This is a genomic window from Flagellimonas algarum (assembly GCF_040513375.1).
GTDB classification, from domain to species: Bacteria; Bacteroidota; Bacteroidia; order Flavobacteriales; family Flavobacteriaceae; genus Flagellimonas_B; species Flagellimonas_B algarum.
The window spans coordinates 300,184-323,661 of sequence record NZ_JBEVTG010000002.1; the positions used below are offsets into that span (position 1 = coordinate 300,184).

At 48.6% G+C, this 23,478-nt stretch carries 24 protein-coding genes; 18 read left to right on the forward strand and 6 right to left on the reverse strand.

The features are described from left to right. Nucleotides 1-2 precede the first annotated feature (2 nt). From ABV409_RS08575 to ABV409_RS08625, 11 genes are all read left to right on the forward strand, one after another. A complete protein-coding gene (locus ABV409_RS08575; RefSeq protein ID WP_353877168.1) occupies nt 3-1,943 on the forward strand; it encodes a hypothetical protein in 1,941 nt (646 codons plus the stop codon). A 1-nt stretch (nt 1,944) separates the two neighbouring features. After that, the gene (locus tag ABV409_RS08580; RefSeq protein WP_353877169.1) at nt 1,945-2,766 is read left to right on the forward strand and encodes a DUF2490 domain-containing protein; all 822 of its coding nucleotides are present in this window, start codon (nt 1,945-1,947) and stop codon (nt 2,764-2,766) included. A 34-nt stretch (nt 2,767-2,800) separates the two neighbouring features. Further along, on the forward strand, nt 2,801-3,667 hold the full coding sequence (locus ABV409_RS08585; protein WP_353877170.1) for an MORN repeat-containing protein: 867 nt from the start codon (nt 2,801-2,803) through the stop codon (nt 3,665-3,667). A gap of 51 nt (nt 3,668-3,718) precedes the next feature. Then, nucleotides 3,719-4,318, forward strand: coding sequence for a short chain dehydrogenase (locus ABV409_RS08590; protein WP_353877171.1), 600 nt, complete (start codon nt 3,719-3,721; stop codon nt 4,316-4,318). 125 nt (nt 4,319-4,443) lie between these two features. Continuing rightward, a complete protein-coding gene (locus tag ABV409_RS08595; RefSeq protein ID WP_353877172.1) occupies nt 4,444-4,863 on the forward strand; it encodes an ABA4-like family protein in 420 nt (139 codons plus the stop codon). After that, entirely contained in the window at nt 4,860-5,660 is an 801-nt protein-coding gene (locus ABV409_RS08600; protein ID WP_353877173.1) for a hypothetical protein, read from the forward strand. Before ABV409_RS08595 ends, ABV409_RS08600 begins: the two co-directional genes overlap by 4 nt. A 1-nt stretch (nt 5,661) precedes the next feature. Then, nucleotides 5,662-6,750: a sensor histidine kinase gene (locus tag ABV409_RS08605; RefSeq protein ID WP_353877174.1), complete on the forward strand. Its 1,089-nt coding sequence runs from the start codon at nt 5,662-5,664 to the stop codon at nt 6,748-6,750. Further along, nucleotides 6,731-7,483, forward strand: a complete 753-nt coding sequence (locus ABV409_RS08610) for a LytR/AlgR family response regulator transcription factor (RefSeq protein ID WP_353877175.1) — start codon at nt 6,731-6,733, stop codon at nt 7,481-7,483. The genes ABV409_RS08605 and ABV409_RS08610 overlap by 20 nt, the downstream gene beginning before the upstream one ends. A 24-nt stretch (nt 7,484-7,507) precedes the next feature. Beyond that, the gene (locus ABV409_RS08615) at nt 7,508-8,569 is read left to right on the forward strand and encodes a helix-turn-helix domain-containing protein (protein ID WP_353877176.1); all 1,062 of its coding nucleotides are present in this window, start codon (nt 7,508-7,510) and stop codon (nt 8,567-8,569) included. Between the two features lie 105 nt (nt 8,570-8,674). Next, nucleotides 8,675-9,091 (forward strand): nuclear transport factor 2 family protein, encoded by a 417-nt coding sequence (locus tag ABV409_RS08620; protein ID WP_353877177.1) that lies wholly within the window; start codon nt 8,675-8,677, stop codon nt 9,089-9,091. Nucleotide 9,092: 1 nt separating this feature from the next. Then, nucleotides 9,093-10,517, forward strand: coding sequence for a serine hydrolase domain-containing protein (locus ABV409_RS08625; RefSeq protein ID WP_353877178.1), 1,425 nt, complete (start codon nt 9,093-9,095; stop codon nt 10,515-10,517). On the opposite strand, the gene ABV409_RS08630 is transcribed toward ABV409_RS08625, so the two are convergent. Next, nucleotides 10,514-11,752: a TraB/GumN family protein gene (locus ABV409_RS08630; protein WP_353877179.1), complete on the reverse strand. Its 1,239-nt coding sequence runs from the start codon at nt 11,750-11,752 to the stop codon at nt 10,514-10,516. The two genes, ABV409_RS08625 and ABV409_RS08630, sit on opposite strands and share 4 nt — an antisense overlap. A gap of 144 nt (nt 11,753-11,896) precedes the next feature. Here ABV409_RS08630 and ABV409_RS08635 point away from each other — a divergent pair, with 144 nt between their 5' ends. From ABV409_RS08635 to ABV409_RS08650, 4 genes are all read left to right on the forward strand, one after another. Continuing rightward, nucleotides 11,897-12,754, forward strand: a complete 858-nt coding sequence (locus tag ABV409_RS08635) for an alpha/beta hydrolase (protein WP_353877180.1) — start codon at nt 11,897-11,899, stop codon at nt 12,752-12,754. A 59-nt stretch (nt 12,755-12,813) separates the two neighbouring features. Next, nucleotides 12,814-13,710 (forward strand): hypothetical protein, encoded by an 897-nt coding sequence (locus tag ABV409_RS08640; RefSeq protein ID WP_353877181.1) that lies wholly within the window; start codon nt 12,814-12,816, stop codon nt 13,708-13,710. Nucleotides 13,711-13,788: 78 nt separating this feature from the next. Further along, the gene (locus tag ABV409_RS08645) at nt 13,789-14,295 is read left to right on the forward strand and encodes a PAS domain-containing protein (protein WP_353877182.1); all 507 of its coding nucleotides are present in this window, start codon (nt 13,789-13,791) and stop codon (nt 14,293-14,295) included. Between the two features lie 312 nt (nt 14,296-14,607). Further along, complete coding sequence (locus ABV409_RS08650; RefSeq protein ID WP_353877183.1) at nt 14,608-16,335, forward strand: hypothetical protein; 1,728 nt, start codon at nt 14,608-14,610, stop codon at nt 16,333-16,335. Nucleotides 16,336-16,359: 24 nt separating this feature from the next. Here ABV409_RS08650 and ABV409_RS08655 read toward each other — a convergent pair whose 3' ends face one another. Both ABV409_RS08655 and ABV409_RS08660 read right to left on the reverse strand, forming a co-directional pair. Further along, nucleotides 16,360-17,046, reverse strand: coding sequence for a LytR/AlgR family response regulator transcription factor (locus tag ABV409_RS08655; RefSeq protein ID WP_353877184.1), 687 nt, complete (start codon nt 17,044-17,046; stop codon nt 16,360-16,362). Next, a complete protein-coding gene (locus ABV409_RS08660) occupies nt 17,043-18,029 on the reverse strand; it encodes a sensor histidine kinase (RefSeq protein WP_353877185.1) in 987 nt (328 codons plus the stop codon). The genes ABV409_RS08655 and ABV409_RS08660 overlap by 4 nt, the downstream gene beginning before the upstream one ends. A 199-nt stretch (nt 18,030-18,228) precedes the next feature. Between ABV409_RS08660 and ABV409_RS08665 the strand changes: the two genes are divergently transcribed. Next, a complete protein-coding gene (locus ABV409_RS08665) occupies nt 18,229-19,413 on the forward strand; it encodes a serine hydrolase domain-containing protein (protein ID WP_353877186.1) in 1,185 nt (394 codons plus the stop codon). 3 nt (nt 19,414-19,416) lie between these two features. Beyond that, the gene (locus tag ABV409_RS08670; protein ID WP_353877187.1) at nt 19,417-20,304 is read left to right on the forward strand and encodes a TolB-like translocation protein; all 888 of its coding nucleotides are present in this window, start codon (nt 19,417-19,419) and stop codon (nt 20,302-20,304) included. 34 nt (nt 20,305-20,338) lie between these two features. On the opposite strand, the gene ABV409_RS08675 is transcribed toward ABV409_RS08670, so the two are convergent. The 3 genes from ABV409_RS08675 to ABV409_RS08685 form a co-directional block, all read right to left on the reverse strand. Beyond that, on the reverse strand, nt 20,339-20,848 hold the full coding sequence (locus ABV409_RS08675) for a hypothetical protein (protein ID WP_353877188.1): 510 nt from the start codon (nt 20,846-20,848) through the stop codon (nt 20,339-20,341). A gap of 99 nt (nt 20,849-20,947) precedes the next feature. After that, the gene (locus ABV409_RS08680; RefSeq protein ID WP_353877189.1) at nt 20,948-21,631 is read right to left on the reverse strand and encodes a LytR/AlgR family response regulator transcription factor; all 684 of its coding nucleotides are present in this window, start codon (nt 21,629-21,631) and stop codon (nt 20,948-20,950) included. After that, on the reverse strand, nt 21,628-22,422 hold the full coding sequence (locus ABV409_RS08685; RefSeq protein WP_353877190.1) for a sensor histidine kinase: 795 nt from the start codon (nt 22,420-22,422) through the stop codon (nt 21,628-21,630). The genes ABV409_RS08680 and ABV409_RS08685 overlap by 4 nt, the downstream gene beginning before the upstream one ends. A gap of 187 nt (nt 22,423-22,609) precedes the next feature. On the opposite strand from ABV409_RS08685, the gene ABV409_RS08690 reads away from it, so the two are divergent. Further along, a complete protein-coding gene (locus ABV409_RS08690; RefSeq protein WP_353877191.1) occupies nt 22,610-23,476 on the forward strand; it encodes an ABC transporter ATP-binding protein in 867 nt (288 codons plus the stop codon). The last annotated feature ends 2 nt before the right edge of the window (nt 23,477-23,478 follow it).

Sequence of the window (23,478 nt, forward strand, 5' to 3'; positions counted from 1 at the left end):
TCATGACCAGAACCAGCAATTTTAGGGTATTCCCGATATGCCTGACCTTTCTTTTGTTTGGTGGACTGACCGGGCTATTCGGTCAGGAGCCCTTGACCTTTGAAGGGAGGTATGCGGTCGGCCAATATGAAGGCCAAGCGCGATTCGCCTATGAAGTAGCGGCGGGTGACACCCTTTTCGTCGGCCCCTTCAGTATTGAGAAATCGAACCTTCGCGCGCTTTTGAACGAAAGGGATACGACCTTTCTTTTCAGGGGTCGGTTCGAGCGCAACATTCCTGTGGGACCCTGGACCTTCCAATTCGGCGAGTTCACTTCTAGCGATGACAGCCAAATTGAAGGCTTCCAATACCGCATCCCGGTTACGGGTACCCAAGAGCAGGCCAACGGAAGCTTGATCGGTGGCCGCCCAGATGGGCCTTGGGTCTTTCGTATCGATCGAATTGAAAATGCCGAAGTCGTAAAGACGCTATTCAAAAGTGAATTCGAATTCGCAGCCGGCATTCCGCAGCAAAGCTTTAAGATCGAAGGCGAGGACGCCACATTGGTCGGTCGTTTTTTACGGAACGGGCTGGCCCATGACGAATGGACGCTGTACTCTGATGATGCCTTGGGTGGTGAAGAGCTATGGTCGTTTACGGAAGGTATCCTCACTGCAATAAAGACAAGTTCATCAGAAAGCTCCGTAGAGCTACCCCTTTTTGATGCCGGAGCCCAAAACTTGGAGACCATTGCCTTGGATTCACGCTACATCCAAGTGCTGAAAATCATGACCGAGGGGCGTTATGCCCCATTCCAGCAAGCCTCGGGTATTTACGGGCTGTTGGCGCAAAATGACGGGCATTATCAACGGGTCGACCAGTTGTTGAACCAATTGGGAGATGCCGATTTCATGCCGGAACTTCGCGTAAAAGTGGCATCCTTTCCTTTGGATTCATTAGAACGTAACGCCGTAACCCAAATCAATGCCGCCAACCGGAATTCCTTGGCCATATGCACCGAGCTCCTTAATAATTCACAATTGAACATTTTGAAACTGTCCGATGAGCGGGCCGGGGAGTTGTATGAGGTCATCTCCGGTTTCAACGATGCTTTCGTAAAACCCATTTCGCAATTGGCAGCCTATGACCGAGAGGGGGTCTTGCCCTATGTTTCGCGAGTGGCCTTGCTCCGTGATATTTGGCCCGAAGGAAAACCTTCGGTTCGCATCGAAAAAGGGGAGGGGCGTGGCATCTATGAAGGCCCGGGATTCAATGCGCTGGAAATGGATCGTGAAGGTTTGGCATACGTAGCCATGCTTTCGGCCTATGTGGATGAAAGTCTGAACGCCATTGCCTTGGAATTGGACGAACGCTTAAGTAACGACAAACGACAGCAAGAGCTGATTTCCTACGAAGAACGCATGGTCGCCTATGTCAAAGGTCTGGAACAAGGACTGGATTCTTTGGAAAGGCAACGCACCGGACCGACCGTCACGGCCGTTGCCAAAATCACCCAAGTGGCCAATGCCGATGTCAGGAGCTATGCCGATCAACCCGTCGAAGATGGACAGCTTGAAACGGCAAAAACGCTGATCGAATGCCTCGAGCGAATGAATGTCTTGGCCGCCATGGTAGCCGATATTCCGGAGCGGACGATTGAAATCAAAACGACCTATACCGATCAAGTATGGAACCCGTTTATGGCGACCATCATGGACGAAGAAGTCAAGAAACGCATCATCAACGCCTACGAACGTATTTTGATACCCGACTTATTACAACGCATCAGCAATGATCTCGATTGCAACAACGTGGCACTTTACATTTCCCAATTACAGGGCTTGTACAAGCGAATGGCGATGATGCGTGATGAGGACACCTCCAAACTGGAGCGAAAACTGAGAAAAATCCAAGACCCCGATGCGGTCTGGCAATTGTTCAACCTTCCAACCAACGAACAATAGGATGACACGTATCGCAAAACTTGCCATAGTCTTGGTCTTCCTTTTAGGCGGATTGGCACCGGTAATCGGTCAGGAAGGGGAATTGCTACCGGAAGCTTCGGAATTCAAAGATCCGGGTACACGTACGTGGTTCAACACCTACGGCAACATCCGTATCTCAAAACGCTTGTTTTGGGATGCCCAAACCCATTTTAGGTTCGAAGAGACCGAAAGTACCCCGTTCATCGGGCAGATCGGACAGATTTACAACCGGCACGCCATAGGCTATATCTATTCGAAAAAGTTCAATGTGAGCCTAGGGGGTGTCGTTCGGATCAATTTCAATACCGACGAATCCTCTGATGATCGCAATGTTGTTCCAGAATGGCGTATCTGGCACCAGTACCAGTTCGCCCAGCCGTTATCGAGCATGATGATCTATCACCGCATACGGATCGAGCACCGCTGGACGCAGGGTTTTGCCGAAAACAGTGAGTACATTTTCAGAAACCGTTGGCGTTATATGTTCCGGGCCAAAATCCCGCTGAACAATTACAAATTGGTACCCGAGACCTGGTATGTTTCCCCGGAAGCCGAGTTGATCATGCAAAGTGGCAAGGAAGTGGTCGGTAGCTTAATGGAAGACCTTCGGATCACCGGTACGATCGGATACATTGTCAATCCGCGGTTGACCCTAGCGGCAGGCCCCATGTACAGCCAAGGACAAACGCTAGCCAATCCGGGCGTTTTCAAGCAAAATTGGACCTTCCGCTTCCATGTGTACTTCTCACCTGATTTCCGAAAAGTAAAAAATAAGCTTCCCGCCATCCATTTCGACGATTAGCACGTATATCCCATGTCAGCAAGCACGATTCGATATGAATGACCGAACCAAAATCCGCATCGCATACCTGCTCTTGGCCGTTACCATGGTATTTGGCATCTTTTATTTGGCAAAGACCCGTTCCCTCAGTAAAGCGTTGGTCACCCAAGAAGCACAAACCCTTGTATTACAGACTAATCTGGAACGGCACCAAGCGCTTTTGGTTACCGATTCCCTGTTGGCTTCAGGCCAATACAAGCAGGCCTTAAAGGCCTACAATAGCGTAGTACCCGATGCGGGGTCTACCGATAGTCTCGGTATCCGCTGGCGATTGGCGATTGCCCAGCGCATCCAAGGATTACAAGCCAAACTGTACGATTCTACCTTGGCACGAACAAACGAGCTCGACACCCTAGATCAAACGGCAGTGGCGACCCCAGAGGAAATCGATCGTTTCGATTCGTTACAGTTCGCCCACGAGAAAACCAAGGCACAACTCGCCCGCATTCGGAAACAATTGCAACTGGTATCCGCTGGGGAATATCTCACCTTCCAAAGTAGTAAGGGAAGCCCCATGCATTATGTCGGGCAAGTAAAAAACCATAAGGCCAACGGCCACGGCGTCGCCTTGTTGAGCACCGGGAGTAGGTACGAGGGGGAGTGGAAAAACAACCAGCGTCATGGTCAAGGAAAATTCTTTTGGGCCGACGGGCAAATCTACGATGGTAGCTACGTCAACGACAAGCGAGAAGGCCAAGGTACCTACCTGTGGCCGAACGGTGAAAAATATGTCGGCCTATGGAAGAATGACGAACGCTCTGGAGAAGGGGTCTTCTACGGAAAAGATGGTAAAATCATGGCCAGTGGTACCTGGGAGGAGGATCAATTGGTCGCAGCCGATAAAAAACAGCGTCGCCGTTAATGCTTTTTGATATCTTTATCTGGACCTTTCAATCCAGATAATCTTACACGAATGAAAATCTTGATCATTGGGGGCAATGGCACCATCGGAAAAACGGTAGCCGCCCATTTCAATACGACCGACGAGGTCATCGTCGCCGGCCGAACGGCCGAGCACCAAGTCGATATTGCCGATAGCACTTCGATACAAAAGCTTTTGGAGACCCTTGGAATGCTCGATGCGATCATATGCATTGCCGGAGAAGCCAAATGGGCACCTTTTAGCGAACTTACCGAAGCCGACTACCACATCGGCTTGAACAGCAAACTCATGGGGCAAGTGAACCTGGTTCGGATCGGACAGCACCATCTGAACGCTGGGGGGTCCCTGACCTTGACCACGGGTATACTGGCCGATGATCCAGTAGTCCTAACCAGTAGTGCCGCCATGGTCAATGGGGCTATCCATAGCTTTGTTCAAGCTGCCGCCTTGGAGCTTCCGGACGGTCTGCGATTGAATGTGGTTTCGTCAGGTGTCGTGGTCGATGCCTATGACAAATACAAAGACTATTTTCCGGGCCATACGCCCATCCCAATGGACAAAGTAATCCGTGGCTACGAGCGCAGTGTCAAAGGAAAGGGGCATGGGCAAGTCATCCGGATCTACGAGTGACCCCGTCCTAAGTCAAGCAGGTTGATAATTCAACCCGCTGATGCGATGATTCAACGGATTTTACTTTCGGTTTTGTACCGATTTCGGCAATTTTGAGTTGTTAATCAATCTAAAACCAATCCGTTATGACAACTGCTGAAGTTTTCTCGATCGCCAATATGATGGCGATGCCCATGTGGATCTTACTGATCCTCCTACCCAAATGGAAAGTCACCCGCTTCTTGATCGATTATAAGATCATCCCCCTAGCGCTTTCCTTATTTTATGTCTATTACGTAGCCATCTCGATCCAAGCAGGAGGGATGGATTTCGGAAGCCTGGCCTCGGTCATGGAACTATTTACCAAAGAGCATGCGGTTATGGCCGGATGGGTGCACTACTTGGCGTTTGATCTATTGATCGGCATGTGGATGGTCAATCAAAACCGAACCCTCAAGATCCACCAGATCCTTTTGGCGCCTTGCCTCTTCTTCACCTTTATGTTGGGGCCTGTAGGCTTCTTATTGTTCATGGGCATGCGTGCCGCTAAATTGAAACTATCATGAAGACACTCAACCATATCCTTCAAAAGGTGAAGACCGAAAGTCCGATCCTTTATGGCATCGTAGTGATGCACGCCATTTTCGCCCTCGCGAGCCTAATCGGGATTTTTGTAGACGATCGTGAACTGATGGGCATCAATATCTGGATCAAACCCTTGAAATTTTGTATCTCAGGTATGTTTTACATCCTAACGGTCGGGTACATCATCCATTTTTATCCTTTTTCAAGGAGAAAACGGAATATTATCAACAACTTGGTGTCTTGGTCATTGGGTATCGAGATCATCATCGTGATGCTCCAGGCCTTTCGCGGCGAGCAAAGCCACTACAACCAAACGAGTTTGCTCAACGGAATACTGTTCGCCCTTATGGGCCTTTTCATCAGCATCGTGGTGTTGACCATGTTCATTTTCATTGTAGAGACCATCCGATTGAAAATGCATACGACCCGGGCCATACAATGGGGCGTCTTACTGGGCTGGCTAGTCGTCTTTTTCAGCAGCTATGTCGGAGGGCAGATGATCGGGCAAATGGCCCACAACGTAGGCGTAGCCGATGGGGGTGAAGGCCTGCCGTTGTTAAATTGGAGTACCGTAGCCGGCGATTTACGGGTGGCCCATTTCTTCGGATTGCATGGCATCCAAATAATCCCTTTATTCGCATGGGCACTGACCCGGAAATGGCAGACCAAGGAAGGCAACCGAATTGCCCTCACCATACTGTTCGGGCTGTTGTATTTCGCCTGGATCGGATACACCTTTTACCAAGCCAAACAAGGCATGCCCCTAGTAAAGCTATAACATGCGCCTATTCAACAAGGAAAAACGGATCAAATACTTAGCATTTAACGATGCCTGGTTTGTCATACTGGGCATTGTGCTGCTAAGTTTTATTACCGATTTCCTGTTCTCGGGCAATTCGTTCGCACGATTGCCCTTCATCGAAGCCGTTATTAATTGGAGCGTTTCCTTAATTTTTTCAACAGCCAACTGGCTCATTATGCGTTCTATTTTGATATCCCTTAGAAAGCGTTATCCCGATTTGAAAGACAACAAAATTAGGATTCCCCTCTTCTTCGTGACCATCGTGAGCACCATTTTGTTGGTCGACTTTATGGGCAATATGGGATTGGGCCTCCTTTTTGGCCAAAACTATAACCATCCGGCTCGATCGCGCATCATCTTACCCATCATCTTGATCAGCACCATGACCATGTCGATCTATGAGGCCATATACTACTACATCCGCCTCAAGAATTCCATTCGTGAAGAGGAGCAAGCCAAACGGGCGATCGTGCAGGCCCAGTTGGATACCTTACGGAACCAGGCCCAACCACACTTTTTCTTCAACACCCTGAATACCTTGCGTGATATCATCGATCAAAACACCAAAGCGGAAGCCAAGGAATTCGTTGACCGCTTGGCCGATATATACCGATTCATTTTGGAGTCGGGCAATGCCGATTTGACCCCTTTGCGCGATGAGCTGAAATTCGCCCAGGCCTACGTACACATCCAAAAAGAACGCTTTGGCGATAACCTGCAGTTGGATTGGCAGGTACCCGAATCGGCAAAAAAGCTATGGATCATTCCGATGAGTTTGCAGCTATTGTTGGAAAACGCGGTCAAACACAACGTGGTTTCCAAATCGAAGCCCTTGGTGGTCAAGGTGGGTGTGACAGGGAGCGAACTGATCGTATCCAACAAGATACAGCCCAAATCGACCCAATTGCCCACCACCAAACTGGGACTGAAGAATATCGAACGCCGCTACGCCCTGATCGCCCAACGGAAGATCACCATCCTTAAGGAGGATACCCATTTCGAAGTACGGCTCCCACTCTTGGAACAACACGACCAAAAACCAAAACATGAACATTCTGATCATTGAAGACGAGGCCCGGGCGGCCAACCAGTTGCAACGACTGATGCGTGATATCGGATTGGACTATACTTTACTCGATATTCTGGATTCGGTCGAGGATAGCATCCGATGGTTTACGGAAAACACCGCGCCCGAACTGGTCTTTATGGACATTCAATTGGCCGATGGCCTCAGTTTTGAAATCTTCCAGAAAGTAACGATCGAATGCCCCATCATTTTTACAACGGCCTTTGACCAGTATGCCCTGAAAGCCTTTAAGGTCAATAGCGTCGATTATCTATTGAAACCGATCCAACAAGCCGATTTGAGCCAGGCTATTGAAAAATTCAAAAAGACCGGACGAAGTTCCCAAGTGGATCGAACGGTATTGGAACGCTTGTTTCAAGACTTACAGGCCCCCAAGCAGCGCGAGGGTATTTTGGTCAAGGATGGGGATGGATTCGCCCAGATCAAGATCGCCGATTTGAACTACGTATACTCCGAAGACAGCATAACCTTCGGGATCCTTGACGGCAAACGGGTGATCATCGACGAAACCATCGATGAACTCGAGGCCACCTTGGACCCCACCAAGTTCTTTCGCATCAATCGCGGGCAGGTCGTTGCCAAATCGGCCATTGAAAAAATCGACAAATACTTCAACCATCGGTTGAAGCTGACCCTACGACAGGGTAGGGAACGGGAATTTATCGTAAGCCGACCGAAATCGAATGACTTTAAGGACTGGCTGAACCGCTAATCCAACTTATTCGTATTTTTAGTTGTGGACTTTGAACGGCAGCTCTTATTTTTCTTTAGCGCCCTTGGGGCGTTCAACGGACTGTTTTTAAGTCTCTATTTCGGGCTGTTCATCAAAAACAGGAATAGGGCCACTACCTTTTTGGCAGCCTTGTTGTTCGTTATTAGTGTGCGGGTGGCCAAATCGGTTTTTTTAACCTTTTATCCTGGGGTTTCCTCCACTTTTGTCAGCATCGGACTCACTGCCTGTTTTTTGATCGGACCCTTGACCTACCTCTATACCCGTGTTGCATTGTATCCCGACACGCTTCGCAAATGGAGTTGGGTCGTTCACGTGCTTCCCATTTGTATCCTGATGGTCTATGTGAGCATTCAATATCCCTATGCCGAAAACCGGGAATTGTGGTGGCGTACCCCGCCGCGTATCATGGGGAGCTTGTTGTTCGCCCTGTGGACCCTTTATCTGGGTGCCGCACTTTTTCTGGCCCGACCGCTGTTCAAAAAGTGGCTGCGTGATCGAAAATCGATGGAAGTATTCGACTATTGGGTCATTTCGATCCTCATTGGTTGTTTTGTGGTATGGCTGGCCTATAACACCACGACCTATACTTCGTATATCGTCGGGGCCATTTCCTTCTCGTTTACCTTGTATGTCACCTTTTTTTATTGGTTTTTACGACGACGGAAAAACGCGCTGACCTTTCTTCAGCCGGCCGAAAAATACGCCAAGAAGAAAATTCCCGATGCACGGGCCGAATGGATCGAAAAGCAACTGCAACAGTTGTTTTCCAGCGAAAAACCACATCTCGATCCCAACCTGAAACTATCTGAAGTAGCCGATCGCATAAAGATCGGAAAGCACGAGCTATCGCAGTTCCTTAACGACAATCTGGGTACCGGATTTGCCAATTACATCAATGCCCTACGCATCGAAACCGCAGTTGACTTGTTGCATAAAGACGATCGATTGACCCTCGAGGCCATTGGAAACGACTGTGGATTCAAATCGAACTCTTCCTTCTATTCGGCGTTCAAGAAATTCAAAGGGGTAACACCGGCCCAGTTCAAGCGCTCATTGGTTTCCTAATTTCTTTTGGATTATAAATCCGAAGGAAATCCGGACGAAAAGCGACGTATCGCAACAGCGTTAGCCTTAGCTTCGAAGCATGTTTCATCTATAAAAAACGAACATATGAGAACCATCACGCTACTGGCGGTATTCATCTTGGGAATCCAATGGACCACCGCGCAAACGGACAAAGCGGCCATCACCGCAACACTTATGGACTACATCGAAGGAACTTCAAAAGGTCAGCCTGAACGTATCAAACGAGCCTTCCATTCCGACTTGAACTTGTATTCCATCGATGCGGAACAACAGCTAAGGGCCCTGCCCGGCACCCAATACATCGGATACTTTAAGGAGGGAGAGACCAATGATCGTGATGGGAAGATCGTGAGTATCGATGTGGTCAACGATGCGGCCATGGCCAAGGTCGAAATCGATGTGCCCAGTAGAAAACGCCTATATACCGACTACATGATGCTGCTAAAGATCCAAGGGGAATGGAAAATCGTCCACAAATCCTTTACTTCGGAGGCCTACTGATATGAACGACAGAATTAACGTACCCCCTGCTTCTTGGTGGTTATGGTGTTGGATGCTCGTTAGCCTCCCTGTTAAGGCGCAAGTTACCTCTACCGATAGCTCGGAACTTCGGCAAAAACTGGATTCGGTGTTCTCCACCATCATGGAAGCCGAACATATACCGGGTGCGGCCTACATCATCGTCAAGGACGGAGCCATTTTGTTAAAAGGTGGTTATGGATTTACGTCACTGGGGGAAGCGATCGATCGGGTCGATCCCGATTCGACGATATTCAGGATCGGTTCGGTGAGCAAGACCTTTACAGCCATGGCCGTTCTGCAGTTGGCCGATGCCGGCAAGATCGATTTGCATCGGCCCGTTAACGACTACCTGAAAAGTATCCAGGTTTCCTCACCCTTTCAAAAGGTGATTACGCCGGCACACCTGATCGATCATAGCGCCGGTTTTGATGAACTTGGAGGGCGTCGGGTCTTCGATCTTGCTGATCGGATACCATTGTCGGAGTTTTTGCAGGAACGGCTTATCCCTATCCGCGAACCAGGAGTGGTTTCAAGTTATTCATCGTATGGCATCGCCTTGGCCGGACTGTTGGTGGAGGAGGTGAGTGGACTGCCTTTAGAGGAATACATGCGCCAGCATATCTGGGATCCCATAGGCATGCAAAGCACGGGAATGCAATTGACCGACTCGGTAGAAGAACGATTATCATGGGGATATGAATACCGAAATGGGGTAAACGTACCCATGGCTTGGGAATATTACCATACCTATCCGGCTTCGGACATTAACAGTACGGTGGTTGATATGGGGAAGTACCTGCTCCTCCATTTAAACGATGGAAAGTGGAACGGGCGATCGATCTTGGATAAAAGCTATTGCGACCAAATGAAATATCCGGAACTCCGTGTACACGAAAAAATCGAGTCTTTTGCCTACGGATTCTATGAAGAAGACATTCAAGGGTTTCGGACTGTCGCCCACGGGGGCGATATGCTCGGATATGCTTCCTTTTTAGCCATGGTTCCCGAAGAAAACCTAGGGGCCTATATCGTGCACCATCACGAAGGTACCCGATTGCGTTATGAAGCCATGGAAGTGATCATGGCCCATTTTTCAAAAGGCGAAACCGAGCGATCCGAGCCGCAGCCCATTGCCCAAACAACGGATTTGGCGCGCTTTACCGGCCACTATCAATGGAGTACGTTCTGCCATGGTTGCGCATCGGGTCATCGCCCCCCTGTACATGAATTGGTTGACAACGAAGATGGTACCTTTTCCATTTTCGGTCGCCGCTTCTTTCAAGTTGCCCCCCTTTTATTTCGAAGTACGGATGGTGAACGTACAATGGGATTCGTTACCAATGCTCAAGGGCAGGTCCAATACATGAGCACAGGGGGTGTCAACGTTTTCGAGAAAGTGGATTAAGGAATAAATGATTCTCCCATAGGTTCGGCCCAATCCGAATGACGGACGAAAATGGCATATTGGACGTAGGGTCGGCCTTTTTCGGTCATTGTGAAATCTTGTGACAAAGGCAATACCTTGATGATCCGCTGCAAACGGGTCGATTGGGCGTAAGGACTGTGAACTCCATTCAATTTGACCAACGAAAGATGTCTGGGTGGCGTGATCCGTTTCAAATCACGGACTCCCACAATATAGGTCGTCAGCATATTGTCCGCACTGATCGGGAATCGCGTATATGGCCCATCGTCTTGGAGCATATCGGGTAGCTGGTCACTTGGGAGTACCATCTTGCTCTCGTTCATGATGAAATTGATACTGAGTAACCCCCGCTTTGGCACCATGCCCGATTTCCGGATCTTGGCCGCCAGGGGTTCGGTTTGGTTGATGCTGTATTGCATGACGTGATAAAGTCCCAAGAATCCATAAACCCGCTCTTTTTGCAAACGAAGGCTGTCGTAAAACGAAGTAAAGTTATGAAACAGGATCTCCTCCCGATTTCGGCCTTCGTTTAAGTACTGGAGGTTTTTTCTCAAATGCTTTAAGGTAGCCAATTGCTCGGATGTCGTACTGTCGCGCAAAAGCAACCGATCCAGTCGTCCGATGCGATTATCTGATGTTTGCAACCGGGCATTCCTTTCGGTCATAGGGAAGGCATCATCCAAATACCGGTCCAAAAGCAGGGTGTCCCTGATTTTATCGATGCCGACCACGGTGAATTTTTCCGATACCGGTAAAGTGCTTTGGAATTCTTGAAGGGCCAAAAACTTGTCATAATAACTTTGGTTGTCCCGTCCCTGTATGACCCCCCAGTGCTTCAGCGCTTGATCTAAATAAGAGCGATTACCCGAATCCAAGAATCGGTTCACATATTTGGCTTGTACGAAATCCAATTCGCTGAGATAGTGGCGTACGCCATAGTGTTGATGGAGCTGCTTGAAGAAATCGACATCGAAACGATTGGGCTCGGCAAACCCATGGATCTCACCCACCAAGATCACCCGGCTCGATTGCAGGTCTTCATGCATCAGGCTATAGTCGAATGCGGTACCCAAAGGAACCGTTTCGCTATGATTTTCCAAATAATCCACATACGGATTTCCACTTAGGTATTCCCAAGCATGAAAACCTCCATAAATCAACAGTAGCCAAACGACAATCCAACAACTGAGTTTGACCGATCGTCTGCGTATCATAAGGAAGGGGTATTGCGGTTTCTTAGTGGAAGAACGGTAATCCCCACGGTAGCAATCGACGAAATGTATACAGTGGTACTAAAAGAAATGCCGTATTTTTAAGGCAAGGCGAACAGCCGGACCATCAATCAAATTACTTATCACATGAGATCGCTATTCTTCGTATTGGTGCTTTGTATCCACGCAAAGGTATTGGCCCAATCCACCCTTGACTCCCTTCCCATCCAAACTTATACCTACGATACCGCCCATGATTTAAAGATCTATGGTGTGAAACCGCCTAATTTCGAAACAAGCGGGAACTATACGGCCGTATTGGTTTTTCACGGCGGAGGATGGTCGATTGGTGAGGCGTCTTGGGGGTTTTCAACGGTCCAACATTATGCCAAAAAGGGCATGGTCGCCTTCTCGGTACAATACCGATTGGAAAACACTGAAAAAGGGTTCACCCCGTATGAGGCCGTGTTGGATGCCCAAAAGGCGATGCGATGGGTGCGAGAACATGCGGATGAATTTGCGATCGACCCGGATAAAATAGCGGCTTACGGCTGGTCGGCAGGGGCCCATCTGGCCGCATGTGCCGCGGTCTTTGAAAATCTAGGTGCCCCTCGGGCAGAATATTCCAGTGCCCCGAACTTGTTGCTATTAAAGTCCCCGGCGGTATCGCTGATGGGCTATTCCGATTTTCCGAGGCGTTTGGGTGACAAGATTTCAGTAGTAGACCTTTCCCCAGCTGAACAAATACATGACAAGACACCACCCACCCTTATTGTTATCGGACGTACCGATACGGTGACCCCTTTGGCCCAATCGGAACGCTACCAAAATAACATGGAGGCGCTTGGAAGGGAATGCGAGCTCATTGTTTATGACGGGGTGGGGCATCTGTTCACTCCTGCCACGGAACCGGATAACGATTGGCCGAACCCCGATCCTAAAATCCGGCAGGCGGCTCAAGACGCTATGGATGCCTTTTTGGTCAAACATGGGTATTTGCGCTAATCCCACCTGATGAATATTCGTTTAAGGCAAGCTATCTTGTTTTAAAGCGTTTAAATACCATGAAGCGCTTCCTACTTTTAGGATTATTCCTGTTCCAAGCCTGTAGTTCCGACTCCGATCCAGCTAGCGATGCGAACATCGAAGAACCGGAGGTGTTGATGGAATCCATCGTTAGTGCGTCAGTCGCTTTCGCATATTCCAATGCCGTAGTCCAAGACTTTTTGACAACTCCAGGAAACGCCTACGTCAGTGGGTATTTTTATTTTGAAGAAGATCTGGCCTCCGATATTATTTTTGGACTGGACATCGAGTTCTTGGAAGGGGTGGCCGACCCCCTTCGTTTTGAAGGGGCCGATTGGATGGCCTTGGCAGGTTTCGATAGAACGGGCCGGTTGTGGTTTCCCATCGGATATCCTGAGAATAGGGAAGGGGTACCCACCGATACCGACAATTGGATCGTACAGGATACCGGTATCGAATTACAACCGAACAGCTGGTACAAAATGACCATTGCATGCGATTTCAATAGCTTGGAATTCGTTTCGGTACGTTTGGAAGGGAACGGTCTTGACCAAACCTTTGCCATTGCAGGCAATCCTTTGGAGTACCCGAATTACGCCCCTTTCGATGAAGCGGCACTTACTGGATATACCTTTGCCTTGCGCGGCCGTGATTTCGCTCCTGATAATGCAGCCGGATTCGATATTTATTTTGATGATATCGAAATGGGGGTGTACCAAGGATCCGGACCTGGGACGGTTATTTTTCAAGACGGTTTTGAGAACCAAGCCACCATCGGGGATATCCCAATTGCCGGTATCCCGATTCCCCTGGCCCAAATCCCGGAGCAACGTTGGTACCTTGAAAATGACAAAGCCAAACTCGCTTTGTCCTCACATTACGCCCGAACCGGGCAGCAATCGTTGCGTTGCCGGGCCGATTTGACCCAGGAGTAGTGCTTTCAAGATGTTATTGAACGAAAACCATCCACCTGATGGTCAGGGTCGTAATATTTATACTACATTTACCACCGCATGAGTGCCCAGCAACACCCCAACCGCAAAAAAAAATACGTCTCGCCTTTGCAGAGCTTGGATTTTTACCTACCTCATTTCCAGGCGCTGTGTAAAAGGCTCAAATTACAGCATGAGTTAGCCGAACTGACGGACGTATTGCAGCGCAACGTTGCCCCTGAAATCGTACGAATTTTGGAAGACACCGATTATGAGGCCTTGGTGGTTACCGATACCCAGAAGAACATCGTATGGGTCAATCATGGTTTTCGGGAGATGACGGGCTATGCCAAAACATTCGCTTTGGGCAAGCGGCCGGTCTTCTTGCAAGGGGTGAATACCTCGAAAACCACCAAAAAAGAGATAAGGGATCTGTTGCAGCAAGAAATCCGTTTTTCGAAAACCCTGGTGAATTACCGTAAAAACGGGGAAGAATATCTTTGCCATATCGATGTGGTGCCTTTGCGCAATGCCCAAAACCAAGTCACCCATTTCTTGGCCATGGAGAGCGAACAGCACGCTGCTTAACGGTCTCCTTTAAAAAAGGACAGCTTCCATTATCGGGATTCATCCATTTATTTCTAACCAATCTTTTCTCCAAAGTTCCACCCAACACCTAAGATTTTATCCCTAAGACTAGGGTTGAACCTCAAAAAGTCTAAGGTTTTTACATAATGTTGTTCAAGAACCATTGTTTATCTTGTAGTCCCCCCCTAAACATCAACTAAGTCTTCGCATAAATCCGATAGTTCGTAGAAGTACGGCTCGGAAGTGGGTTTTCAAACACCCTCTAATCAAGATGCGAAAACGCTTCCCCGGCAACCTTTAAAAAGAATTGATATGACTAAAATCGCCGATCTGCACTGCCATCCTTCCCTAAAACCGACCTTTAACGAGGATATCGATAATCTTTGGGTCGAAAAGAAGAACATTACCACTCGGGCCCTGTTTAGAGGTGGAGGATTGTCTGACAAACTCCGGAAACTCGCCATTGATATGTTCTTAAAGAACATGGCCCGTTACACCCAATCGAACCTCGAGGCCTGTATGGAGGGCAACAACAAATTGGTCTTCTTTGCCATTTATCCGCCGGAACGCCCCTTTATGAAGCCCGACAGGCCTTTCAACAACGGGACCACCGGTATTCAAAAAAAACTGCTCAAGGGCATTTTTGCCAATCTGGGAATCGATTCCAAGATCATTCGCGCCTTGACCGGATTTTCCAAAAAAGAGGTTGACGGCTTTCTACAAGACATTTACCATGCCCCTGAAATCGATTATTTCAAAGGGTTGATGCGCGAATACACCAAGATCCGTACTGAGCATGACAAACCCTATACCTTGGCCGGGTATTCCAGGCCGGTCAAGCTCAAGTTGATCAACGATTTTTCGGAAGTGGATGCGCTGAGCAACTGGGAAATCGCAGGCATCATCACCCTTGAAGGGGCCCATGTCTTGGCCAATTACAATAAAGACGACCTGTTCAATGCTCGAAACATCGATGCCCTCGATGCCGGCCCAAGACGTGATTTGGAGGAATCCTTCAAAGAAAACATCAAAAAGGTAAAACAACTGGAGTTTCCCCCGTTCTTCATCACCTTCTCACACCATTTCAATAATCTAGTCTCCGGGCATGCCAAAAGTTTTAAAGACGCCAAGAACTTCCTGATTCCGGGGTTTAGCAATGTTTTCGACCAACGGAACGGCCTAGACGATGGCTTTACCGATTTCGGAAAGACCTTGATCACCGACTTCCTGCTGTCCAAAGACTATTTCGACCGTCGGATCTTGATCGACACCAAACATATGTCGCTCAAATGTCGCGATGAATTCACCGCACTCGTAAAGGCCCACCCCGACAACATCCCCATTATCTGCAGCCATACCGCGGTGAACGGGATTTCGACACGGGCCGAATCGGCAAATCGTGCGGATACCAATAAACTCGATCAGCGCTCTTATGTCAGTCGATGGGATATCAACCTGACCAATGAAGACATCACCGACATCTTCGATACCGATGGGATCATAGGCATATGTATGCACGATGGCCGGATGCCGGGCGGCAAGTTCAACAAGCTCGTTAAAGTGGAAAACCGGGCCATGGGCAGTACGATCCGGGTGCAGCGCTTACACACCCAGATGTTTCTTACCAACATTTTCCATGTCGTTCGGGTCACTCTCGATCATATTAAAAAAATGAACGCCCAAACCGGAGCGGGCATCGATCACAAAGAAGCATGGAAAACCGCGGGATTGGGTACGGATTTCGACGGCATCATCGATCCTTTCGATCATTTCAACACCTCGGCCTCTCTAACCGAATTCAAGGGCCGTTGTCGTGATGCTATCGACTACAACTTCGCGGATAATATGGAACGGAAAAAAGCACGGGTACTTTTCATAGGGGAGGATTTTTCGAGACCGTATACCAAAACACAGTTCAACGAGCTGCTGATGGGTTTCAGCCCGGAAGAATTGGTCGACATGATCTTTTACGACAACATTGCCAACTTCTGTAAAAAGTACTTTACCGGCGCCTATTTGAACAAGACGACGAACCCCTAACAACTTGCTTGTAGGCCATCTTGACTACCCGGACTTTCCCAATTTTTGCTGTACCAACAGCTTATAACTGGCGCTGATCGGCACCTGCTTTCCTTGGATCTGGACAGAAGTCCGTGTGGCTTTTTCTACACGGTCCAAATTTGCGATATACGACTTGTGGGTGCGCTCGAAATGATCTGACAATTGGGAAGCGATATGGGTCAAGGTCCCATTGACCAGGTACATGCGGTCGTCAGTGAAGATCTTGACATAATTCCCGAAGCTCTGGATGTACTGTATGGAAGCAAAGGGAAGGGAAACGGGAATGCCGTCGTGCTTGATCTGCAATTCTCCTTGATTCGATGCGGTAGTATCGGGAAGAGCGGAGGCGTTGACCTTGTTTATGGCCTTTAGGAAACGCTCGAGCTTGATGGGCTTCAACAGATAGTCGACCACGCCATAATCATAGCTCTTCAAGGCGTATTCCGAATAGGCCGTAGTCAAAATGACTTTTGGCGGATTTACCAAAGTGTTCAAGATTTCCAAGCCGTTCAATTCCGGCATTTCGATATCCAAAAATATGAGGTCCACCTTTTCCTGCTGGGCGAAATTGATAAATTCCAGCGGATTGCCCGTACTCAAAACCAAGGCAAACGTATTTATCTTGGCGCAATATTCCTCCAACACCTTTCTGGCCAAGACTTCATCATCGATAATCGCGATCCGCATCATGATAGGGCGTTTTTTAGGGTGAGGGCTAGGGCCACATGATAGCTGTGGTCCAAATCTTCGATCTTCAGCTCATGGGCATGGGGGTACAACAGGGCCAAACGGCGTTTTACGTTGTCAAGCCCCATGCCTTCTCGATTTGATGGCGGCATTTGGGCGGGTTTGGAGTTGATCACATTGAAAAAAAGGGCATCGTCCTTCAGTTGGGCCGATACATCAATGGTGCTCGGGGTGTTGGTCAATTGGGCACCGTGTTTCACGGCATTTTCAACAAAAGGGATCAGCAACATCGGCGCGATCTGTTCATCAGTAAGCTCGCCTTCGATCGAAAACTCGATGGTACAGCGTTCGCCCAAGCGCTTTTCTTCCAACAAAAGGTAGTTCTCAATGAATTCCAATTCCTCCTTCACTGAAACGACATCTTTTTTCGCGCTTTCCAATTGGTAGCGCATCAATTCGGAAAGCTGCATCACCACCGCGGGGGTTTCCGGGGATTGCTGTCGCGAAAGGGAGTAGATGCTGTTCAAGGAATTGAATAAGAAGTGGGGGTTCACTTGTTCCTTTAAGTAATTCAAGGCCAACTCTTTCTGCAATTTATCCTTTTCGGCATTCTCGCGTTGGATGATGGCGTTCCGCCTTAATAAAAAAGCCGCCATACCGGTTCCGGTGGTATAGATCAAAAAGAAAAAGAATTTCGAAACGACCGGCCAACCTCCCTTGGCATATCCCCTGAAATAAGACGCCAAAAAGATACAGCCCATAAGTAATATGCCATAAAGCAGGTACCGACGACGGTCTAAAAACCAAGGGATCAATGCAAAATGGTTGATCCAAATGATCAGCATGATGTTGACGGCATAGCTGATACCGTGCATGTAAAATTCATAGTCGGTATCGAACTTATCCTTGATGATCCAAATGCTCAGGATTTCCAAGACGGTCACCAAAACAAAGGCCCCGACATTCAAAAGGATGGTATTTTTCAACGAGCGCTGAAACATAAACAAATAGGCTATTGCCGGTAAAATTACGACCAATTGGGGCCACATCCCATAAATTCTTACGAATGGCATTGGCTCCTGACGAAACGCGTTCGTCACTAAAAGGGCTCGCTGGTCCGTTTTACGGTTTTCTTTGACCGTATCTAGGCTACTTTTACCCATATCAATTCAAAAACGAACCATCATGACAACACCCATGCGTTTGACCCTGCTGCTCATCACAGCAACGACATTCGGCTTTTCCCAGCAATCGGCCCCAACGGCCGAAGCGACCGCCGAAGAAAGAAAACTGGAATTCTGGGACATCCCTAATCTGGAACCCGCCTTCTATGATGCCAGTCCCTACGCTAAAAAAGACGGAATCCCGGTCGGCAAATTGGGAACGGATGGCGGAGACAAAGCCTTGATCCTGCAATTAGCCCAAAAGGCAGCCCAGGCGGAATACGGCAAATTCGACAGTTTTTTGATCTCGTATCAGGGCAAGTTGCTGTTCGAATCTTACTTTATCAAAGGGCGCAGCAACCTTCCCCATCCACAAGCGTCTGCCACCAAGGCCTACACCTGCCTCGCCGTTGGGCGCGCCATTCAATTGGGATACCTAACGATGGCGGATTTGGACAAGCCCTTGGTCCATTTTCTGAAAGACCTCGATCCATCAAAATTTACCCCCGGTGCCGAAAAGATCACCTTGGCCAAAGCCTTGACCATGCGCTCGGGCATTCGGGTGAGCGAGGAACACCAAAAGATGTTCGAAGAAAAACCCGAATTGTTGCAGGGGCAACAAGAAGTGCAACTCATGCTTGAGCATAGTGCCCCGATCACTGATGCGTCCCAGACCTTTAAATACCAAAGCGATCCCCGTTTGGTCATGCAGGTCTTGGAGGCCGTGGTTCCAGGGTCGGCCATGGACTTCCTTAAAAGAGAACTGCTTGACAAACTGGGTATCAGCAACTACGAATGGCGTATTTCACCGAGCGGTATCCCCGAGGCGGGATGGCGCACGAGCATGACGTCGCGTGACATGATCAAGTGGGGGCAACTGGTCCGTGACAAGGGGCAATGGAAAGGCGAACAACTGGTACCCCAAGCCTATCTTGAAAAAGCCTTGAGCCGTATCGTACTCACCGGTGACGATGATATTTTCGGTGGGGGAAAGGCTGTCAGCAAACAAGGCTATGGTTATTATTGGTGGAGTGCCGATCTCAAAGTGGGCGATACTTCCTATTTTACCCGATCGGCCCAAGGTGGCGGGGGGCAATACATCATTCTTATCGAAGAACTTGACCTCATGGTGGTGGTGACCGGCCATGACAATGAAAACCGCACCCTTCAAATGGTGGCGGAGCATATCATCCCTGCATTTTTATAACATATGCAAACCACCGTGCTTTATCGATTGCTCGTCTTAAGCCTCGTGTTGGTGGCCTGCCAGTCTCAAAAACCGAAACCATCGGAAACCACTGGATTGCAACCCTATTTCGGACAAACCCCGCCGGGGAGGGAAGCCGAACGCTTTGCCCCGAATGTAGTATCCGTACAAGGACGCTACGAATACGGGGTATCGTTTACCCCAGATCTCTCGGAAATCTACTTTTCAGGGAATGGGGAAGACGGTATACAAAGCGTCTATGTTTCGAAGTGGTTGGATTCCCTATGGACGGCACCTAAAATCAGGAGTTTGACCCAAGGTCGCAAGAAGAACGAATTCGAAGCCTTCGTCAGCCCCAATGGCCAACAGCTGGTATTCGCTGCTTTTGATTCCATATTCTCCGATGAGCGCATCTGGATGATGGCAAAGGAATCTTCCAGGTGGGGTAGCGCTCGATTGTTGGATTCCCCAGTAAACGATGCCTTGGTCTTTTATCCGACCTTGGCCGATAACGGGGACTTGTTTTACACCAACATCTCCGAATTGAAACTGTATTGGGCCCCATTTCGAAAGGGTGGGTATCCGGAAGCATTGGCGTTGGAAATCCCACAAGGCTTACATGGCTTTATTGCTCCTGATCAGTCCTTTCTCTTGTTCGATGCCCCAAAAGCGGAAGGCAAGGATCGTGATATCCATGTCTGCTTCAAAGAAACCGATGGCAGCTGGTCGGAACCGGTCAACCTAGGGCCCTCGGTCAATTCCGATTTTACGGAAACCTGCCCCAGTGTCAGTCCCGATGGCAAGTACCTCTTCTTCAGTCGGTATAACGAAGCCAATGGCATGTCGGACATCTATTGGGTGGATGCCGCCTGTATCACGGAAGCGAAATGAGGGAGGCGCTAATAACAAAGGATTTTAAATCTTCCTAAAATCGAGCGCGCAACGACAAGGTATTTTTCTTGGGTAAGGGCCTACCCATAAGGTCCTTAGAGGGCCCTCCGATCTGCGGGTTGAGCCCCATTTCAAGCAAGGTGCTTTCATTGACTTCATAGCCCACCCCAAGGTTCAGATTGATTCGTAAGACCTCTTGTTCGCTGGTAAACTCATTGGTCCCGAATTCCTGTTCGGCACCTCCGAAAAGGTAAAGTTTTTCCTTGACGTACCATTTGACCTGTAGCGAGGTGTTGAATTGCTGAAGCGTTCCGAAGCTGTTCACCGTATGCTGTAGCCGGGCACCAAGGCGTTCTGAAATACGGTATTCCAACAACCCATAGGAGAAGTCCTCCCCATTGACCCCCAAGGGGTATTCGACCCGAAATTGGGAGAATCGTTCATCTAAGGAAAGTGTGGGCAAAACTGGCTGTTCTACTGGGGTTTGCGCCATGGTCGGAGCGAATTGGGCGAAACACAACAAGCATAGGATCGATAGTCTCATGTACGGTTAATGGAACTGGTGTTGCTTGAAATTACCAAAAACTTTGAGAGGGGGCTGTTAAGGGTTTCAGAATTAACAAGATGGCCAGGGTGCGACCTACTATCCCATCAAACCTTTCAGGTTGAGCTTGTAGGTCTTCCCGATCGGAATGGTGAACCCCTTGCTATGGATCCGATTGCCTTCGATCTCTTTGATATGCTTTTTGGCAACGATAAAGGATTTATGGCATTGGATAAAGTCCCCTTCCGGTAGGGACTGCAGCATTTCCGACAGTTTTTCACGCACTTGCACCTCCGAATCTTCCAATACCACTTTGATATAGTTTCCGGTGGATTCTATAAAAAGGATGTCTTCAAGACGCACTTGAACCATTTTCTTGTTCGAACGCAGGAACATCCGACTTTCTTCGACCTGGACCTTTTCAGGTTCGCTGGCCGTTTTCGCTTCGATTTTGTTTATCGCTTTGACAAAACGATCGAATGCGAAGGGTTTCAGCAAATAGTCCACGATATTGAGTTCGTAACCTTCTAGGGCGAACTCTTGATAGGCCGAGGTTACGATGACTTTTGGCGGGTTAGGCAAGCTTTTCAAAAAACCAAAGCCGCTTAATTTGGGCATGTTCAAGTCCAAGAACATGAGGTCGACCTGATGGTTCCGCAAACACTCCATCGCCTCAATGGCATCATAACAGTGCTGCACCAGATTCAGATGGGGTAGGGCATCACAATAGCCTTTGACGATGTCATGGGCGATATGTTCGTCATCAACAATGATATAATTCATGGGGCTGGATTTATAAGTAATGTAGCCGTATAGGTCGTTGCTCCCTTTTCGAACTCCAACTGATGCCGTTTCGGATAGATCAGCTCCAAACGTCGTTTCAGATTGGGCAACCCGATCCCGGGCGGCCCCTGTTCTTCGGGGTCGAAGTTATTGCTTATTTCAAAACGGATACCATCCGCATCCGAGCGCATGGTCAAGTGCACATAAGCATCGGCCCGTAATTTTTCCACGCCGTGCTTAAAGGCGTTCTCCACCAAAATGATGAACAATAACGGGGCGATCTTAAGACTTCCATCAGCGATATCCACCTTGAAATCAATGGTGATCTCTTTATGATAGCGCATTTGGTGAAGGGCGATATACTGTTCGAGGAATTCGATTTCCTCTAGAAGGCTGACTTCGGTTTTCTGACCTTCATAAATGCTGTACCGCATCATGTCGGAAAGTTTTAAGATCAGGGTCTTTGCCTTGTCCTGATCCCTATCGACAAGTCCATAGAGGTTGTTCAGCATATTGAAAAAGAAATGCGGATTGACCTGGGCTTGCAGCAGTTTCAATTCGGTCTTTGCTTTTTCGTTTTTCAAATTGATGATGCCCCGAATATTGACGAACAACCAATGCGAGACAGCGACCAAGACGGCAATGGCATAAAGGAGCAGAAACTCGATAAAGCCTTCCAACTTGCCGAAGGTATCATTGAACAAGACGATGATGATCCCGAGTACGACCAACGCGATGCGCAGGTTGCGCATCGAAAAAAGCGTACGTCGGGATGGAGTTGTTGACTTCATGCCCCAATATTACTGGATTTAAAGCCCCTGAACAAATAAGTTGATGAACGACCCTTAGGCAGTGATGAACGCCCTTCATCATACGTTTACCACCATCCGAACCCGTACGGCCACCACCCATCCCAATTCCTTTATCGGGGGGTATCACAGCGCTAGGTTTGTGCCTGAATCCAAAAAACGGACAGTCATGAAACTAGTAATTGAAAATCTAACCAAAACCTACGATAACGGGGTACACGCCCTCAAAGACGTCTCCCTGGAAATCAACAAGGGCATGTTCGGACTCCTGGGTCCGAACGGCGCCGGGAAATCAACCTTAATGCGCACCATCGCCACCTTACAGGAGGCCGATCAAGGGAACATCCGATTAGGCGAACTCGATGTACGCACCGAAAAACATGAGGTGCGAAAACTGTTGGGATATTTGCCACAGCAATTTGGCTTGTACCCCAAACTATCGGCCCAAGTCTTGCTGGATCACCTCGCGGTCTTAAAGGGCATTACCGATAAGGCCGAGCGCCGCGAATTGGTGGCCGCCATGTTGCATAAAACCAACCTCTATGGGGTGCGAAAACAGCAATTGGGTGGTTTTTCAGGGGGGATGAAACAGCGTTTCGGAATCGCCCAGGCCCTGTTGAACGATCCCAAACTTTTGATCGTTGATGAACCCACTGCGGGTTTGGATCCCAAAGAGCGGAACCGATTCTACAACCTGTTGAGCGAGATCGCCGAACACACCTTGGTCTTGCTATCGACCCATATCGTTGAAGATGTCAAGGAACTTTGTCCTGACATGGCCATCATGAACCGCGGGCAGGTAGTCTTGCAAGGCAAGCCCGCTGAGTTGATGGCCGCAATGAAAGGTAAGGTCTATCAAAAAAAGATCAATCCCGCAGAGCTGGACAGCCATAAGGCCTATTACCAGGTCATCAATGACAAACGTTTTTTCGGCAAGCCGGTTATCCAGATTCTTAGCGATGTCGCACCAGGCGACGGATTCGAACCCATCGACACCAGTTTGGAAGCGGTGTATTTCTCAAAAGTCTATCAATAAAA